Here is a 17,481-nt window from a genome sequence, read left to right as displayed (position 1 = left end):
CGCCCCAGGACTGCCCCGGGGACGACAAAGGCCCGGGTCCTCAGGCTGAGATGCCATCGATCCGGGCCATCGCGTCGTCCGCGCCGAAGGGTTGCAAGTACGGCAGCCAGCGCGGGTCCCTGTGCCCCGTCCCGATGATCCGCCAGGCGAGTCCCGTCGGCGGGGCGGGCTGCTGGTGCAGCCGCCAGCCGAGCTCCGGCAGATGCCGGTCGGCCTTGACGTGGTTGCAGCGGCGGCAGGCCGCCACCACGTTGTCCCAGGCGTGCTGTCCGCCTCGGCTGCGGGGAATGACATGGTCGACGCTGGTCGCGGCGGCGCCGCAGTACATGCAGCGCCCGCCGTCCCTGGCGAAGAGCGCCCGGCGGGTCAGTGGAACGGGCCCCCGGTAGGGAACCCGTACGAACCGCTTCAGGCGGACGACGCTCGGGGCTGGGATGACGCGGGTGGCGCTGTGCATGAGGGCGCCTGACTCCTCAAGGCAGATGGCCTTGTTCTCCAGGACGAGGACGAGCGCGCGGCGGAGCGGTACGACGCCGAGCGGCTCGTACGACGCGTTGAGAACCAGGACATGCGGCACGGTGGATGCCTCCTTGTACGCCGGCGGCGCGTGGCTCGCGCCGGGACGATCCGATCTCAGTCTCTCCTCATGCCTGGTCAATCCGCCACCACGTGCGGGTAACGGGCCGGAAGGATTTTCCCGGGTGCCTGCTGCCCGCACGGCCCGAAAGCGCCGGAACAGGTGCTCAAGAGGCCCTTGCCGGAGCGGTCCCGGGATCGATGTGCGATCGGCCACACCCGGCCTCGCACCCGTTCCCGGAACCGGTTGCCCCTTCCATATCCCCGGGTGAGACGTGTCTCCTGCCTCCGTCACTGCAACGGAGCACTCCCGATGCCCCGTTAGTGTGGTTGGTCAGCCCACGTCCATCTGGAGGTTCCGCCGTGTCCCTGTCCGCCCTGTTGGCCGCAGCACCGTCACCCGAGCCCGGCGGCTCGCTGGACGAAGCCGCCAAGCAGGCCGGCAACGCCGCGGGCTGGGTGGAGGAGAACTGGTCCACCTGGCTGAACACCGGTCTGCGCATCCTCCTCATCGCGGTCGTCGCGGTCATGTTGCGCATCGCGATCCGCCGTGCCCTCACCAAACTCATCGAGCGGATGAACCGCAGCGCCCAAGCCGTCGAGGGCACCGCCCTCGGCGGCCTGCTGGTCAATGCGGAACGCCGCCGCCAGCGCTCCGAGGCCATCGGGTCCGTACTCCGTTCGGTCGCTTCGTTCCTGATCCTCGGTACGGCCGCCCTGATGATCCTGGGCGCCTTCAAGATCGATCTGGCGCCGCTGCTCGCCTCCGCCGGTGTCGCCGGTGTGGCACTCGGTTTCGGTGCGCGCAACCTCGTCACCGACTTCCTCTCCGGTGTCTTCATGATCCTTGAGGACCAGTACGGCGTCGGGGACACCATCGACGCGGGCGTCGCCTCCGGTGAGGTCATCGAGGTCGGTCTGCGGGTCACCAAGCTGCGCGGCGACAACGGTGAGATCTGGTATGTCCGCAACGGCGAGGTGAAGCGGATCGGCAACCTCAGCCAGGGCTGGTCGACCGCCGGGGTGGATGTGCAGGTACGCCCCACGGAGGACCTCGACCGGGTACGTACGGTGATCACCGAGACCGCGGGGCTGATGGCCAAGGAGGACCCGTGGAACGAGCGCCTGTGGGGTCCGGTGGAAATCCTCGGGCTGGACTCCGTGCTCCTGGACTCGATGACGGTCCGGGTGACCGCGAAGACGATGCCGGGCAAGTCGGTGAGCGTGGAGCGCGAGCTGCGCTGGCGGATCAAGCTGGCCTTCGACGAGGCGGGCATCCGGCTGGTCGGTGGCGTGCCGGCCCAGCCGGACGAGCCGTCGGCGGCGGACCCGACCGCCGGGATGGCCGCCCCGTCCGCGTACGCGTCGACGACATCCCCGCAGTCGCTGGCCGCGACACCCATCACGCCGCCGAATCTGGCCAAGTAGCACCACGGAACCACGGGCGCCCCGCCCGGCCCCTGAGGGCCGGCGGGGCGCCCTTCGGCGTGAAACGGGGGTTGAGCGGCAGGGGTGCGGCGGTCGACACCGGGACGGGCCCCGGGCCGCAGCACAGGAGGTCAGGGCCGGGAGGCGTTGCTTTCCGTGCCCGCCCGAGCGGCACCGGGTGGCCGGGCCCGGGCAGCGCGCCCGCCCGCCCCGCGGACGGCACGATCGGACTCGGCGCGCCACCGGCCGAACCGCTCCCGCCCACACCCGCCGACGCGGGCCCGCCTCGGCCCGGGAGCGCCTTGTCCGGCTCCCCGGATAACGCTTTGGTTGCCACCGGCGCTCTGCCCATTGACGGGTCGGTGACGTGCGCCATACCGTCCTCTCATCAAATAGGAAACTTTCCTAACAGAGGGCGGGTGCAGCACGCATGGCCGGAACGACACCGGGAACCCCCCGCGTCCTGCGGGCCATGAACGACCGGGCCGCCCTCGATCTGCTGTTGGAACACGGCCCCCTCTCCCGGACCAGGATCGGGAAGCTGACGGGCCTCTCCAAGCCCACCGCCTCGCAGCTGCTGGCCCGCCTGGAGGCGGCCGGTCTGGTCGTCGCCACCGGCACCGTCGCGGGACGGCCCGGCCCCAATGCCCAGCTGTACGCGGTGAACGCCCGGGCCGCCCATGTCGCCGGTCTCGATGTGAACGCCCACCGGATCGTCGCCGCCGTCGCCGATGTGACCGGCGAGACGGTCGGCGAGTTCGAGCTGCGCACCCCCGGGCGGCGCGCCGACAGCGTGGTGCGACAGGTGGCGGACGCGCTGGACGGCGCGGTCAAGGAAGCCGGGCTGACCCGCTCCGACGTGCACCGTGTCGTCATCGGCACGCCGGGCGCCTTCGACCCCGGTACCGGGCGGCTGCGGTACGCCTCCCACCTGCCCGGCTGGCACTCCCCCACCCTGCTCGACGAGCTGGCCGCCTTCCTGCCGATGCCGGTCGAGTACGAGAACGACGTGAACCTCGTCGCGGTGGCCGAGCAGCGGCTCGGCGCGGCGCGCGGCCACGACGACTTCGTCCTGCTGTGGAACGAGGAGGGGCTCGGCGCCGCCCTGGTCATCGGCGGACGGCTGCACCGCGGCTTCACCGGCGGCGCCGGTGAGGTCGGTTTCCTGCCGGTGCCCGGTGTTCCGCTGGTCCGTCAGGTCACCAAGGCGAACTCGGGCGGCTTCCAGGAGCTGGCGGGCGCCCAGGTGCTGTCCCGGCTGGCCGGGGAGCTCGGCATCGACGACGAACTGACCCGAGCCACCGGTACCCATCACGAGGTCGGGGCCGGCCTGATCACCCGGGCCGCCGCGGCCGCGGAGCAGGGCGAGGACGGCCCGTACGCCCGGCTCCTCGATCTGTTCGCCACCGGCCTCGCGACCGGTCTGGCCTCCATGGTCGCCGTACTCGACCCCGAACTCGTGGTGCTCTCCGGCGAGTTGATCGCCGCCGGCGGAGAACCGCTGCGCGCCCGGGTGCAGGGCGAGCTCGCCGAACTGGCGGCCTCCCGGCCCCGGCTGATCACCGGTGACGTCACCCGCAGGCCCGTACTGCGCGGGGCGCTGGAGAGCGCCCTCATCACCACCCGCGACGAAGTCTTCGACACGTCGCGCTGACCCGCCCGCCCTTCGCACCTCCGTCCCTTTCCTGCCCCAACCCCTCACCGGGAGACACCGCCATGTCCGGAAACCGCCGGAAGACGGCCGCCGCGCTCGCCGCGACCGCCGCGATATCCCTTCTCGCCTCCGCCTGTACCGGTCAGAGCAGCTCCGGTGCCCACGATGACGCGTCCAAGGAGACGACCATCAACTTCTGGCACGGCTGGAGTGCCCCGAACGAGGTCAAGGGAATTCAGGCCACCGTCGACGCCTTCGAGAAGGCGCACCCCAACATCCATGTGAAGGTCGTCGGCAACATGACCGACGACAAGATCAACCAGGCACTGCGGGCGGGCGGGTCCAAGGCCCCGGACGTGGTCTCCTCGTTCACCACGAACAATGTGGGCAAGTTCTGCTCGTCCAAGGCGCTCGTCGACCTGAATTCCTTCCTGAAGAAGGACGGGATCGACGCGGACACGACGTTCCCGAAGGCGATGAACGAGTACACCCAGTTCAACGGGGTCCGCTGCACACTGCCGCTGCTCGGGGACGCGTACGGGCTGTACTACAACAAGGACGCCTTCAAGGCCGCGGGTATCGCTTCCCCGCCGAAGACCTGGTCGGAACTTGCCGCGGACGCAAAGAAGCTGACGAAGACCAGGGGCGACTCGTACGAGCAGCTCGGCTTCATGCCGAACTACCACGGTTACGAGTCGACGACCGAGCACTACCTCGGCGGCTGGAGCCCGACGTACTTCGACGGCGACGGCAAGTCGAACATCGCCAAGGACCCGGCGTTCGCGTCGATGCTGACCACGCAGAAGAAGCTGGTCGACGACCTGGGCGGCTACGCCAAGCTGGAGAAGTTCCGCACCACGTTCGGTGACGAGTGGGGCGCCAAGCACCCGTTCCACACGGGCCAGGTGGCCATGCAGCTGGACGGCGAGTGGCGGCTCGGCATGGCCGAGGACACCAAGCCGAAGTTCGAGATCGGCGTGGCCCCGATGCCCGTCGCCGACGACGAGGCCGACACGTACGGCAAGGGATACCTGACCGGCACCATCGCCGGCATCGCGGCCACCTCCGCCAAGCAGAACGCGGCGTGGGAGCTGGTGAAGTTCATGACGACCGACACCGACGCGGTGGTCGACTTCGCCAACGCCATTCACAACGTTCCGTCCACGCTGGCGGCGCTGAAGTCGCCGAAGCTGAAGTACGACCCGCGGTTCAAGACCTTCCTGGACATCGCCGCGAACCCGCACAGCACCACCACCCCGCCCTCGGTGAACGGCGGCGCGTACCTGGTGTCCCTGCAGAACCTCGGATTCGACATCGAGAAGGGCAAGCAGAAGGACATCAAGGCGGGTCTGGAGAAGACCGCCGCGGAAATCGACGCGGCGATCGCACAGGCGAAGTAGAACCGCGATGAGCACGTACACACTCCGTTCGAAGCGCCGCCGCGCGGCGCTCCGGACGGCGGCCTTCATGTCGCCGTGGCTGATCGGGTTCTGCGTCTTCTTCGCCTACCCGCTGATCTCCACGCTCTATTTCTCCTTCACCCGGTACGACGGCTTCGCACCCCCGACGTTCGACGGGCTGAAGAACTGGTCGTACGTCTTCAACGAGTACACGTTGTTCTGGCCCGCCCTGCGGAACACGCTGTGGCTGGTCGTGGTCATGGTCAGCTGCCGGGTCGTCTTCGGTCTCGGCATCGGTCTGCTGATCACCAGGATCAAAACGGGTACGGGCGTCTTTCGGACCCTGTTCTACCTGCCGTACCTGGCGCCGCCGGTCGCGGCGACCCTGGGCTTCGTCTTCCTGCTCAACCCGGGTACGGGGCCGGTCAATTCGCTCCTCGGTGAGCTGGGGCTGCCCACGCCGGGCTGGTTCACCGACGCCGCCTGGTCCAAGCCGGCCCTGACCGCGCTCGCGGTCTGGGGGGTGGGCGACCTGATGGTGATCTTCATGGCCGCGCTGCTCGACGTGCCCAAGGAGCAGTACGAGGCGGCGGAGCTGGACGGGGCGACCGCGTACCAGCGGTTCCGCTTCGTCACGCTGCCGAACATCTCACCGATCGTGATGTTCGCCGTGGTCACCGGGATCATCCAGACGATGCAGTACTACACCCAGCCGCTCGTGGCCGGAAAGGTCGCCTCGGGGGTGATGGGCGGCTCCGGGCAGCAGTTCGAACCGGGCTATCCCGACAAGTCGACACTGACGCTTCCGCAGCTCGTCTACAACCTCGGCTTCCAGCGTTTCGACTACGGCTCCGCCTGTGTGGTCGCGCTCGTTCTCTTCGTACTCGCCATGGCGTTCACCGCACTGCTGATGCGGCGCCGCAGCGGACTGATCCAGGCAGGTGAGTGACGTGGCGCAGGCTCTCGACACCCTCAAGGCCACCGACCCGTCGGCCGGACCGGTCACCCCGGCCGAGCGCGTCGCACGCCGCAAGGCGCTGCTGAACTGGGTCGCCGTGCACGCGCTCGGCGTCGCGGCCGCGCTCTTCTTCGTGCTGCCGTTCGTCTTCCTGTTCCTCACCTCTGTGATGAGCGACCAGCAGGCGCTGACCCGGGATCTGTGGCCGCACCCCTTCGAGTGGAGCAACTACCGCAAGGTGTTCGACACCCCGGGCTTCCTGACCTGGTGGAAGAACACCCTGCTGTACGCGGGGCTCGGCACCGTCCTCACAGTCGTGTCGTCGCTGCCCGTGGCGTACGCGCTCGCCAAGTTCCGCTTCCGCGGCCGGCATCTGTCTCTGATGCTCGTCATCTCGATGATGATGCTGCCGCCGCAGGTCGTCGTCATCCCGATGTATCTGTTCTGGGCGAAGCAGCTGGACATGTCCGGCACGCTCTGGCCGCTGATCATCCCGATGGCCTTCGGTGACGCGTTCTCCATCTTCCTGCTGCGGCAGTTCCTGCTGACCATCCCGAACGAGTACCTCGACGCGGCGAAGGTCGACGGCTGCGGCGAACTGCGCACCCTGCTCAAGGTGGTGCTGCCGATGGCCAGACCGGGCATCGCCGCCGTCGCACTGTTCCAGTTCTTCTACGCCTGGAACGACTACTTCGGTCCGCAGATCTACGCCTCCGAGAACCCGGCCGCCTGGACGCTCAGTTACGGCCTGGAATCCTTCAAGGGGGCACACCACACCGACTGGAACCTGACCATGGCCGCGACCGTACTGGTCATGGCCCCCGTGATCCTCGTGTTCTTCCTCGCTCAGAAGGCATTTGTCGAGGGCGTCACACTGACCGGAGTGAAGGGCTGACCTATGAAGCTCGCAGTAGTTGGTGGCGGGTCCACCTACACCCCTGAACTGATCGACGGATTCGCCCGGCTGCGGGACACGCTGCCCATCGAGGAGCTCGTGCTCGTCGACCCGGCGGCCGACCGTCTCGACCTCGTCGGCGGTCTCGCCCGGCGGATCTTCGCCAAGCAGGGCCACCCGGGGCGGATCACCACCACCTCGGACATCGACGCGGGCGTCGCCGACGCCGACGCGGTCCTGCTGCAGTTGCGCGTGGGCGGCCAGGCCGCCCGCAACCAGGACGAGACATGGCCGCTGGAGTGCGGCTGTATCGGCCAGGAGACCACCGGGGCCGGCGGTCTCGCCAAGGCGCTGCGCACCGTCCCGGTCGTCCTCGACATCGCCGAGCGGGTCCGTCGTACCAACCCCGACGCATGGATCATCGACTTCACCAATCCGGTCGGGATCGTGACCCGGGCGCTGCTCCGGGCCGGCCACAAGGCCGTCGGTCTGTGCAACGTGGCGATCGGCTTCCAGCGGAAGTTCGCCAGGCTGCTCGACGTCACTCCCGGTGAGGTGCACCTCGACCATGTCGGGCTCAACCACCTGACGTGGGAGCTCGGGGTGCGACTCGGCGGCCCCGACGGCGAGAACGTCCTGCCGAAGCTGCTCGCCGAGCACGGCGACGCGATCGCCGGCGATCTGCGCATGCCCCGGGCGATCGTCGACCGGCTCGGCGTCGTCCCCTCCTACTACCTGCGGTACTTCTACGCCCACGACGAGGTCGTACGGGAGCTCGGCACCAAGCCGTCCCGGGCGGCGGAGGTCGCCGCGATGGAGAAGGAACTCCTCGCCATGTACGGCGACCCGGCGCTGGACGAGAAGCCCGCGCTGCTCGCCAAGCGCGGCGGCGCGTTCTACTCGGAGGCGGCCGTGGACCTGGCGTCCTCCCTGCTGGGCTCGGGTGGCTCGGCGGTGCAGGTCGTCAATACGTACAACAGGGGGACGCTGCCGTTCCTGCCGGACGACGCGGTGATCGAGGTGCAGGCCCGGGTCGACGGCACGGGGGCGACGCCGCTCGCCGTGCCGGAGCTGGACCCGCTGTACGCGGGGCTGATCGCCAACGTGACGGCGTACGAGGACCTCGCCCTGGAAGCCGCCCTGCGCGGCGGCCGGGATCGGGTGTTCAAGGCGCTGCTCGCCCACCCCCTGATCGGCCAGTTCGAGTACGCCGAGGCGCTCACCGACAAGCTGATCGCGCACAACCGGGAGCACCTCGCGTGGGCGTGAACGCTGCGGTCCTCGCCATCGACGCGGGGAACAGCAAGACCGATGTGGCCCTGATCGGACCGGACGGAACGCTGCTGAGCTCCGTGCGTGGAGGCGGCTTCCAGCCGCCGGCCGTCGGCATCGACGTGGCCGTGGACGTCCTGGCCTCGGCGGTCGGCGAGGCCCTGGCGAAAGCGCGGGCGTTCAGCGAGCCCGTGGACTCCGTCGCGCATGTGTCGGCGTGTCTGGCCAATGCCGATCTCCCGGTCGAGGAGCAGGCGCTCGCCGCGGCGCTGCGGGCCCGTGACTGGGGCCGCACGGTGGAGGTCCGCAACGACACGTTCGCGATACTGCGTGCCGGGGTCGACGAGCCCCGGGGCGTGGCCGTCGTCTGCGGTGCGGGGATCAACTGTGTCGGCATGGTGCCGGACGGGCGGACCGCGCGCTTCCCCGCCATCGGCCGGATCTCCGGTGACTGGGGCGGCGGTTCGGGGCTCGCCGAGGAGGCCATGTGGTTCGCCTCGCGGGCCGAGGACGGACGCGGCGAACCGACCGAACTGGCGCGCACCCTGCCCGCGCACTTCGGGCTCGACTCGATGTACGCGCTGATCGAGGCGCTGCACCTGGGGCACATCGAGTTCGAGCGGCGGCACGAGCTGACGCCGGTGCTGTTCGCGACCGGTGCGGCCGGGGACCCGGTGGCGCGCGGTCTCGTGCACCGGCTGGCGGAGGAGGTCGTCGCGATGGCGTCGGTCGCGCTGACCCGCCTCGGGCTGCTGGACGAGGAGGCACCGGTGGTCCTGGGCGGCAGCGTGCTGGCGGCGCGCCACCCGCAGCTGGACGACCGGATCGCCGAACTCCTCGCGGCACGCGCCCCGAAGGCCGTGGTCCGGGTGGTGCAGGAGCCGCCGGTGCTGGGTGCCGGACTCCTGGGGCTGGACCACACGGGGGCCGCGCCGGAGGTGCACAGCAGGCTGCGTGCGCAGTACGGCTGACACCTCGACGGACGGGCACTGAGGAGGCGTCCTGCGGCAATCGTGCCGCAGGACGCCCCTTGCGTAAGGGAACCGATCAGTTGTCCCGAGCGTGTTCATGGGTGGGGAGATCGGTCCGCTTCGGGGATTGCTCCGCCGATTCGTCTTGATCGGCGGCGCCCGCCTTGATCGAATGCGTGGTGCATCCGTGGGCCGATGCACGATCCAGGCGTTCCTGGTGTGGATGTCGGTCCCTGCGGCCATACTTCTGGCCGGGTGCCAGTCCTCTGATCGGCCGGGGGAACGGCCACCGTCAGCGACCGAGGGGGAGGTCACGTGACATACCCGCCGAATGTGCGCACGGCGCCGGACCACGTGCCGGCCCAGCCGCCCGCGCCCGCTTCCGTGCCCGCGCCGCAGGGTGGCGCCTGGTCCGAGCCGGCGGCTCGGCTGCGCGCCGCGGCGACGACCGAACCGGGCAGGCTCCAGATCATCGGGGCCGTACTGGCGGCGCTCGTCGTCGCGTTCGGGGCCGTAACGGCGATCGAGGTCTCCGACCGGGCGGCCGCCACCGACGACGTGGTGAGCCGCAGTCAGCCGCTGAGCGCCGAGGCAGCGAGCATCTACCGCTCCCTGGCCGATGCCGACACCGCGGCGGCCAGCGGGTTCCTGGCGGGGGCGCAGGAACCGCGCGACGTCCGAGAGCGGTACGAGAAGGACATCGAGGACGCGTCCCGGCTGCTGGTGAAGGCGGCGTCCACCACGGACGCCACGTCGCCGTCCGGCCAGGAGATCGCCACGCTCAACCAGGAACTCCCGCGGTACACCGGCCTGGTCGAGAGGGCCCGCGCCAACAACCGGCAGGGGCTGCCGCTGGGCGGCGCCTACCTCCGGTACGCGAACCAAAAAATGGCCAAGGAGCTCCTCCCCGCCGCCGAGCGCCTCTACACGGCGGAGACCGGACGGCTCGACCAGGACTACGACTCCGCGCGAGCCTGGCCGTTCTTCTCGCTGGGTCTCGGTGTCGTCGCGCTGGGCGCGCTGTTCTGGGCGCAGCGGCGCAACTACCGCAGGACGAACCGGGTCCTCAATCACGGGCTGCTCGCCGCGACCGCCGCGTCCACCGTGCTGATGCTGTGGCTGGCCGTGGGACACACGGTCGCACGCACCGAACTGCAGGACGCCGATGTGCACGGGCAGCAGTCGCTCGATGTGCTCAACCAGGCACGGATCAACTCGCTGAAGGCACGCGCCAATGAGCTCCTGACCGTGGTCGCCCGCGGCGCGGTGCTCACCGCCGACGGCAGGAACGACAAGTACGAGACCGACTACACCACGGGCATGAAGGCCCTCGGCGATGAGCTGGGGACGGCCGGGAAGCTCGCCGACGACTCCCAGGGGAGCGGGCCGGTGGCGAACGCCATCAGCGGTGTCTCCGAGTGGCAGACCCGCCACCGGACCGCCCGCAAGACCGACGACAGCGGCGACTACGAGGGCGCGCTGAAGCAGATCATCGGGGCGAAGGACTCCACCGGGGAGTCCTTCAACCGGGTGGACGACGCACTGGAGCAGGCACTCGCCCATGAGCAGGGCGAGTTCACCCGGGCCGCGAAGGACGGGCGCGGGGCGCTCGGCGGGCTGCCGGTCGGGGCGGCGGCTCTCGCCGCGCTGGCCGCGGTCGCCGCGATCGTCGGGGTCAACCGCAGGCTGTCGGAGTACCGGTGAGAGGGGGAACGATGACCAGGACAGGTTCCGCCCGGGCCGGACTGCGCGGCTGGGGCGGGGTGACGGGGATGGCCGTGGCCTGCGCGGTGACGGCCTCGCTCACCCTGCTGCCGCTCTCGCACGGCGGCGCCGACTCCTTCGGCATCGGTGTCTCCGGTCCGGGCACGGCGACGGCGGTGCCCGCCCGGGCCGACGACTGCAAGGACCCGGAGGCGAGCCTGCAGCCGTCGAGCGCCGACGGACCGAACATCGCGAAGATCAAGACGCGCGGGAAGCTGATCGCCGGGGTCGACCAGAACAGTTTTCGCTGGGGCTACCGCAATCCGGAGACGGGCAGGCTCGAGGGCTTCGACATCGATCTGGTGCGGGCCATCGCGCAGGACATCCTGGGCGACCCCGACAAGGTGATCTTCCGGGCGATCCCCACCAACCAGCGCATCGCCGCCCTGGAGAACGACAAGGTCGACGTCGTCGTGCGAACGATGACGATCAACTGCGGCCGGCTCGACCAGGTTTCCTTCTCCACCGCCTACTTCCAGGCCGGGCAGCAGGTCCTCGCACCGAAGGACTCGCCGATCACGGGATACGACAAGTCCCTGGCCGGCAAGCGGGTCTGCACCGCGGAGGGCTCCACGGCCTACGAGGCGCTGGAGAAACAGTCCTTCGGTGCGGTCTTCAAGGACGAGCACGACGGCACGGCGGCGGACGAGGACCGGCTCACCGTCCCCAACCAGCTGGACTGCCTGGTCCGGCTGCAGCTGGGCGAGGTCGACGCGGTGGTCACGGACAACGCGCTGGCTGCGGGCCAGGCCGCCCAGGATCCGGCCGTCGTCCTCAAGGGCGACAAGCCGTTCACCACCGAGTACTACGGCGTGGCCACGAAGCACGGCGCGAACGACCTGGTGGCCCGGGTCAACCAGGTGCTGGTCGATTACCGCAAGGGTGGTGCGGACAGCCTCTGGATGGTGTCGTACCGGAAGTGGCTGGCGACCGGACTGCCCGGCATCACGGCGCCGCCTGCGCCCAAGTACCGGAGCAATTAGTCCTTGATCCCGCCGGGTCCGCCCGGCGGGGAGAGCGAAGAGGTGATCGATGGGCGTCGCGGGCCCCTTCCCCGGCTATGCGGGGAGGCCCCCCGGCCCGGTCATGGACCGGGACGAGGCGGACCGTGCGCTGGCCCGGCTCGGCGCGGAGCACGAGGCGATCGAGACCTCGCTCCTCGCCCTGCAGGACCATGCGGGTCGCCGGCTCCTGGAGGGCGCCGATCTGACCGGTGTCACCAAGGAGCGCTGGGCCGCCACCGAGCAGTCGATCACGCTGCTGTGGGGGTACTTCGACGCCTACGCCGGGGCGATCGACGCGGCACGTGAGATACGGGCCAGGCGTCGCTACCCCAACCGTGACGACCTGCTGGCCCTGACCGAACTTCTGCGCGGCCAGGGCGTCACGGTGGCGTCCACCGCCGCCCGGCCCGATCCGTCGATCACCGGTCCGGCCAAACTCTCCGAGCGGTTCACGCTGGAGGAGCTGGTCACGCGGATGAACGAGCTGTATGCGCGCTCGCTGGACATGGTCGTCGCCTCCGACTCCGTATGGTCCGCGCTGCCCGCCCGGATAGATCTGCTCGCCGCCGAGCTGCGTCGGACGCGTTCGCTGGCGCACTCCGTCGGCGTACGTCCCGGGGAGCACCCGGCGGGCGACGACCTGGAGTCGATCACCCATGAGCTGGCCACGCTGCGGGTCCAGGTGATCTCCGACCCGCTGGCGTTCTGGCTGCCGGGCCCCGGCAGCGCGGCGCCCGGCGGCGGACGTCCGGACACGACGCGCTACGACCGGGCGGCCCGCGCGCTGGACGACGTGCGGCGGGAGATCGAGGCGGTGCTCGCGGTCCGCCAGGACGCCGAGCAGCGCCTGGTCCACCTGCGCGACCTGCTCTCCCGCGCGGACCGCACGCTGGCCGAGGCCCGGTCGGCGCGCGGCGAGGTGCTGGCGAAGATCGCCGCGTCCGAGGTGCCCGCGGTCAGCGGTCCGCCGACCGCGCTGCAGGAGAGGCTGGCCACTGCGTCGGAGTACCGCAGGCACGCCCAGTGGCACCGGCTCTCCCCGCTGCTGGAGTCACTGGAGCGGGAGGCGGAGGACGAACTGCTGCGGGCCCGCGAGTCGCTGTCGGCGGTCACCGCGCCGCTGGCGGTCCGGGCGGAGCTGCGTGGCCGGCTGGACGCGTACAAGGCGAAGGTCGCCCGGCACGGGCTGGCGGAGGACCCGGTGCTGATCGAGCGGTACGACGCGGCGCGCCGGATGCTGTGGAGCGCCCCGTGCGATCTGCGGGTCGCGGGGCAGGCGGTGCTGCGCTATCAGGAGGCGGTGGCGGAACTGCTCGACGTCCGACGGACGTCCGCACCGGAGGACCGGCGATGAGTACGCGTAGGCGTGCGTGCAAGGTGAACGGGCCGCTGCGGCGGCGGGGCGAACAGGGGGACCGACCATGAGTACGCAGTGCCAGCGCCCCGCGTGCGAAGGCAATTACGAGGACATGGGCGGCGGTGAGCTGTACTGCGACACCTGCGGTCTGGCCCCGGTCGTCTCATCGATGGGGTCTCCCCCGTTCGAGCGCGGCCGAGAACTAGGGGACGGCACGGTGAGCTCGCCGCCCACGGGTATCGCGGTCGGCAAGGGGGGCAACAGCAGTTCTGCGCGAAGCAGTTCACGGTCGTCGTCCCGGGCGTCGTCACGCTCCTCGTCCCGCTCGTCGACCTCGCGGCGTTCGGTCTCGGGGCGGCTCTCACGGTCCCTGTCGGGGACCTCCACGGCCCGCTCGGTGTCGGTGCGTTCCTCCGGCGCTTCGTCGGGCGCTTCCGGGCGCAATCGGCTGGGCGCCGGTCTGGTGCAGGTGCCGGACGTGCCGCGGCCCGACCCGCATTCCGCGGTGATGGAGAACCCGGAGGTGCCGGAGCGGAAGCGATTCTGTTCGCGCTCCGACTGCGGGGCCCCGGTGGGACGGTCGCGCGGCGAACGACCGGGACGCACCGAAGGGTTCTGCACCAAGTGCGGCCACCCGTACTCCTTCGTACCGAAGCTGCAGGGTGGCGACATCGTGCACGGCCAGTACGAGGTGGCGGGCTGTCTGGCGCACGGCGGGCTCGGCTGGGTCTATCTCGCGGTGGACCGTGCGGTCTCGGACCGCTGGGTGGTCCTCAAGGGGCTGCTGGACACCGGCGACCAGGACGCCATGGCGGCCGCGATCTCGGAGCGCCGCTTCCTCGCCGAGATCGAGCACTCCAACATCGTCCGGATCTACAACTTCGTCGAGCACCTCGACCAGCGCACCGGTTCGCTCGACGGCTACATCGTGATGGAGTACGTCGGCGGCAAGGCGCTCAAGGAGATCGCGAACGAACGCCGCACCCCGGCGGGGAAGCGGGATCCGCTGCCCGTCGAGCAGGCGTGCGCGTACGGCATCGAAGCGCTGGAGGCGCTCGGTCATCTGCACAGCCGCAATCTGCTGTACTGCGACTTCAAGGTCGACAACGCGATCCAGACCGAGGACCAGCTGAAGCTGATCGACATGGGCGCGGTGCGCAGGATGGACGACGAGGAGTCGGCCATCTACGGCACGGTGGGGTATCAGGCGCCGGAGGTCGCGGAGGTCGGACCGTCGGTCGCCTCCGATCTGTACACGGTGGCGCGGACGCTCGCGGTGCTCACCTTCGACTTCCAGGGGTACACGAACGTGTTCGTGGACTCGCTGCCCGACCCGGACAACATCGAGGTGTTCCGGACGTACGAGTCGTTCTACCGGCTCCTGGTCCGGGCCACGGACCCGGATCCGGCGCGGCGGTTCGCCTCGGCGTCGGAGATGGCGGAGCAGCTGACGGGGGTGTTGCGGGAGGTCGTGGCCTTGCAGACGGGGCGTCCGCGGCCGGCCCTGTCGACGCTGTTCGGCACCGAACTACGGGTGACGGACACGAAGTTGTTCGCCGAGCTGACGGGCGATGTGTCGCGGCTCGGGGTACGGGCGGAGTCGGCCGGGCGGCGGAAGGGGAAGGGTGGATCCGGGGTTCCTGTCGCAGCGGCTCGGGCCGCCGGGACTCCGGCTGCGCCGGAGTCGGTGGGGCACGCGGTGCCGGGCGTACCGGGGCAGCGGGCTCCTGGGGCTGCCCCGCTGTCGGCGCCTCCCACCCACGTCCGGGGCGGTAACGGAACCCCGGCCGCTCTCCCGTACGCGCAGACCCGGGCGGCCGTTCCGGCGCCGCGTCCGGCGCCCGCCGATCCGGGCACGCTCCCGGGGACGTACGCCTCGGCCGGCCCCCGGCTGGCCGGGCTCGACGCACGGGCCACCTCACTCGCGCTGCCCGTCCCGCGGGTCGACGCGAGCGACCCCAATGCGGGATTCCTCGCCGGCGTGATGACGTCCGCACCCTCCGAACTGATTGCCGCACTGCAGGCGGTTCCCGCCGCCTCGCTGGAGACCCGGCTGCGCGAGCTGCGCGCCCGCCTGGAGCTGAACGAACCCGGGGCCGCCGTACAGACGCTGACGGGTCTGGAGGCGCTGCACGCGGACGACTGGCGGGTCGTCTGGTACCGCGGAATCACCTCGCTGGTGACCGGGGACAACGCGACGGCCGCGCTGTCGTTCGACGCGGTCTACGACGCGTTCCCCGGGGAACCCGCGCCCAAGCTGGCGCTGGGCATCTGTGCGGAGGTCCTCGGCCAGCTGGACAACGCCGCCGAGTACTACCACCTGGTGTGGACCACCGATCCGAGCTTCGTCAGCGCCGCGTTCGGTCTGGCCCGGGTGCAGATCGCCGCCGGGGACCGGGCCGGGGCCGTGCGGACGCTGGAGTCCGTGCCCGAGGCGTCGATCCACTACACGGCGGCCCGGGTCGCCGCCGTGCGGGCCCGGCTGCGCGAGCGCGCCCCGCACGAGCCGCTGATCGCCGATCTGACGGCGGCCGCCGACCAGGTGACCGGGCTGCAGAATTTCGGGCTGGACGCGGTGCGCCGCGAGCAGTTGTCGACGGAGGTGCTGGGGACGGCGCTGGACTGGGTACTCTCCGGGAGTCCCACGGCCCAGCCGCCGACTCCGCAGTCGCCGTCGCAGTCGCATGGGCCTGCCGGGCCGAGAATGCTGCTCGGCAGTGAGTTGGACGAACGCGGCCTGCGTTTCGGCCTGGAGCGTTCGTACCGGATGCTCGCCCGGCTTGCACAGCGCGGCGACGAGAGGATCGAACTGGTGGAGCGGGCCAACCGTTTCCGCCCCCGGACGTGGGTGTGAAGATGTCGCGGATGCACCAGGAGACCGCCTTGTCGAGGTGTCCCAACTGCGAGGAGCCGCTGGAATCGGGCGACCTGTTCTGCGGCGCGTGCGGGTACGACCTGTCGGTCGTCCCCGCGCCGCCGGAGGACCGCCCGACCGTCGCGATCACCGTGCCGGTGACCGGTGCGCACGGGACCGGTGCGCCGGTGGCCGGTCCGGGCGGGCACACCGCGGCGGATTCCGGTTCGGCGGAGTGGTCGGCCGCGCCCGCCGCCGACCGGTCGGAGCCGTCCGGCCAGGCCGGTCCGCCCGCCGGAGTCCGTTCCGACTCGCCGGGCGGGTCGGGCGACTTCGAACTGGCCGCGCCCGCGGCACCCGTCGCTCCCGATCCCCGTACCACGGGCGCCGCTCCGGAGCAGGAACGCACCGGGGGCACCAAGCTGTGCGTGGCCTGCCGCGCCGGTCGTGTCGACACCGACGGCTACTGCGAGAACTGCGGCCACGCCCAGCCCCGCGAGCGCGACCACATGGAGCAGGAGCTCGGTTCGGTGGCGGCCGTCAGCGATCGCGGTCTGCGCCATCACCGCAACGAGGACTCGTTCGCGGTGTCGACGACCGCCCTGCCGGACGGCTCCCCGGCCGTCGTCGCGATCGTCTGCGACGGCGTCTCCTCGGCGAGCCGCCCCGACGAGGCCTCGGCCGCCGCCGCGACGGCGGCCAACGAGGCGCTGCTGGAGTCGCTGCCGCGCGGCGCGCACCCGCAGCAGGCGATGCACGACGCGATCGTCGCGGCGGCCGAGTCGGTCAACGCGCTGGCCCACGACGACGGCCGGGCCATGGAGCACGATCCGCACCACCACACGAACGCCCCGGCGTGCACCCTCGTCGGCGCGATCAGCGCCGGTGGGCTCCTGGTCGTCGGCTGGATCGGCGACAGCCGCGCCTACTGGGTGCCGGACGACCGCACTCACCCTCCCGCACGCCTCACCGAGGACGACTCCTGGGCCGCGCAGATGGTGGCGGCGGGCCTGATGACCGAGGCGGAGGCGTACGCGGACGAGCGCGCCCACGCCATCACGGGCTGGCTCGGCGCCGATGCGTACGAACTGGAGCCGCACACCGCGTCGTTCAAACCGGACCGGCCGGGTCTGGTCGTGGTGTGCACGGACGGCCTGTGGAACTACGCGGAATCGGCGGCCGAGATGGCCGCCGCGGTACCGGCCGATGCGCACGAACGTCCGCTGCACGGCGCCCAGGTCCTGGTGGGTCACGCGCTGGACGGTGGGGGCCACGACAACGTAACAGTGGCTCTGCTGCCGTTCGCCGTGCCGTCACCAGGGGCAGGATCGGCGTAACGGCCCCACGT

Annotated in this window: 13 protein-coding genes; 12 read left to right on the top strand and 1 reads right to left on the bottom strand. The window is 70.8% G+C overall.

Going from position 1 to position 17,481, the window contains the following annotated elements; all coding sequences use genetic code 11:
• Window positions 1-40: 40 nt before the first annotated feature.
• On the bottom strand, window positions 41-577 hold the full coding sequence (locus ACFU6I_RS05515) for an HNH endonuclease (RefSeq protein ID WP_384361910.1): 537 nt from the start codon (window positions 575-577) through the stop codon (window positions 41-43).
• A 362-nt stretch (window positions 578-939) separates the two neighbouring features.
• Between ACFU6I_RS05515 and ACFU6I_RS05510 the strand changes: the two genes are divergently transcribed.
• From ACFU6I_RS05510 to ACFU6I_RS05455, 12 genes are all read left to right on the top strand, one after another.
• Window positions 940-2,004 carry a mechanosensitive ion channel family protein gene (locus ACFU6I_RS05510; RefSeq protein WP_384361907.1) on the top strand — a complete coding sequence of 355 codons (1,065 nt, stop codon included), beginning with the start codon at window positions 940-942 and terminating at the stop codon, window positions 2,002-2,004.
• Window positions 2,005-2,434: 430 nt separating this feature from the next.
• On the top strand, window positions 2,435-3,658 hold the full coding sequence (locus ACFU6I_RS05505; protein ID WP_384361904.1) for an ROK family protein: 1,224 nt from the start codon (window positions 2,435-2,437) through the stop codon (window positions 3,656-3,658).
• A 62-nt stretch (window positions 3,659-3,720) separates the two neighbouring features.
• Window positions 3,721-5,058 (top strand): ABC transporter substrate-binding protein, encoded by a 1,338-nt coding sequence (locus ACFU6I_RS05500; RefSeq protein WP_384361901.1) that lies wholly within the window; start codon window positions 3,721-3,723, stop codon window positions 5,056-5,058.
• Window positions 5,059-5,065: 7 nt separating this feature from the next.
• Window positions 5,066-6,007 (top strand): carbohydrate ABC transporter permease, encoded by a 942-nt coding sequence (locus ACFU6I_RS05495; RefSeq protein WP_384361898.1) that lies wholly within the window; start codon window positions 5,066-5,068, stop codon window positions 6,005-6,007.
• A 1-nt stretch (window position 6,008) separates the two neighbouring features.
• A complete protein-coding gene (locus tag ACFU6I_RS05490; protein ID WP_384361896.1) occupies window positions 6,009-6,911 on the top strand; it encodes a carbohydrate ABC transporter permease in 903 nt (300 codons plus the stop codon).
• A gap of 3 nt (window positions 6,912-6,914) precedes the next feature.
• Window positions 6,915-8,180, top strand: a complete 1,266-nt coding sequence (locus ACFU6I_RS05485; protein ID WP_384361893.1) for a 6-phospho-beta-glucosidase — start codon at window positions 6,915-6,917, stop codon at window positions 8,178-8,180.
• Window positions 8,171-9,154, top strand: coding sequence for an N-acetylglucosamine kinase (locus tag ACFU6I_RS05480; RefSeq protein WP_384361891.1), 984 nt, complete (start codon window positions 8,171-8,173; stop codon window positions 9,152-9,154). The genes ACFU6I_RS05485 and ACFU6I_RS05480 overlap by 10 nt, the downstream gene beginning before the upstream one ends.
• Before the next feature lie 315 nt (window positions 9,155-9,469).
• Window positions 9,470-10,858, top strand: coding sequence for a hypothetical protein (locus ACFU6I_RS05475; RefSeq protein ID WP_384361889.1), 1,389 nt, complete (start codon window positions 9,470-9,472; stop codon window positions 10,856-10,858).
• A gap of 11 nt (window positions 10,859-10,869) precedes the next feature.
• A complete protein-coding gene (locus ACFU6I_RS05470; RefSeq protein WP_384361886.1) occupies window positions 10,870-11,901 on the top strand; it encodes a glutamate ABC transporter substrate-binding protein in 1,032 nt (343 codons plus the stop codon).
• 49 nt (window positions 11,902-11,950) lie between these two features.
• Window positions 11,951-13,276 carry a hypothetical protein gene (locus tag ACFU6I_RS05465; protein WP_384361884.1) on the top strand — a complete coding sequence of 442 codons (1,326 nt, stop codon included), beginning with the start codon at window positions 11,951-11,953 and terminating at the stop codon, window positions 13,274-13,276.
• Window positions 13,277-13,343: 67 nt separating this feature from the next.
• Window positions 13,344-16,133, top strand: a complete 2,790-nt coding sequence (locus ACFU6I_RS05460; RefSeq protein ID WP_384361882.1) for a tetratricopeptide repeat protein — start codon at window positions 13,344-13,346, stop codon at window positions 16,131-16,133.
• Complete coding sequence (locus ACFU6I_RS05455) at window positions 16,130-17,470, top strand: PP2C family serine/threonine-protein phosphatase (RefSeq protein WP_384361925.1); 1,341 nt, start codon at window positions 16,130-16,132, stop codon at window positions 17,468-17,470. Before ACFU6I_RS05460 ends, ACFU6I_RS05455 begins: the two co-directional genes overlap by 4 nt.
• Window positions 17,471-17,481: the final 11 nt, after the last annotated feature.

The organism is Streptomyces sp. NPDC057486 (assembly GCF_042802415.1).
Lineage (GTDB): Bacteria > Actinomycetota > Actinomycetes > Streptomycetales > Streptomycetaceae > Streptomyces > Streptomyces yanii.
The sequence above is the reverse complement of the archived record's forward strand: the minus strand, read 5'-3'. Positions and strand labels throughout refer to the sequence as shown.

Coding starts and splice junctions, on each gene's coding strand:
- ACFU6I_RS05505 (WP_384361904.1), top strand. CDS start 2,435: ATGGCCGGAACGACACCGGGAACCCCCCGCGTCCTGCGGGCCATGAAC.
- ACFU6I_RS05500 (WP_384361901.1), top strand. CDS start 3,721: ATGTCCGGAAACCGCCGGAAGACGGCCGCCGCGCTCGCCGCGACCGCC.
- ACFU6I_RS05495 (WP_384361898.1), top strand. CDS start 5,066: ATGAGCACGTACACACTCCGTTCGAAGCGCCGCCGCGCGGCGCTCCGG.
- ACFU6I_RS05485 (WP_384361893.1), top strand. CDS start 6,915: ATGAAGCTCGCAGTAGTTGGTGGCGGGTCCACCTACACCCCTGAACTG.
- ACFU6I_RS05470 (WP_384361886.1), top strand. CDS start 10,870: ATGACCAGGACAGGTTCCGCCCGGGCCGGACTGCGCGGCTGGGGCGGG.
- ACFU6I_RS05465 (WP_384361884.1), top strand. CDS start 11,951: ATGGGCGTCGCGGGCCCCTTCCCCGGCTATGCGGGGAGGCCCCCCGGC.
- ACFU6I_RS05460 (WP_384361882.1), top strand. CDS start 13,344: ATGAGTACGCAGTGCCAGCGCCCCGCGTGCGAAGGCAATTACGAGGAC.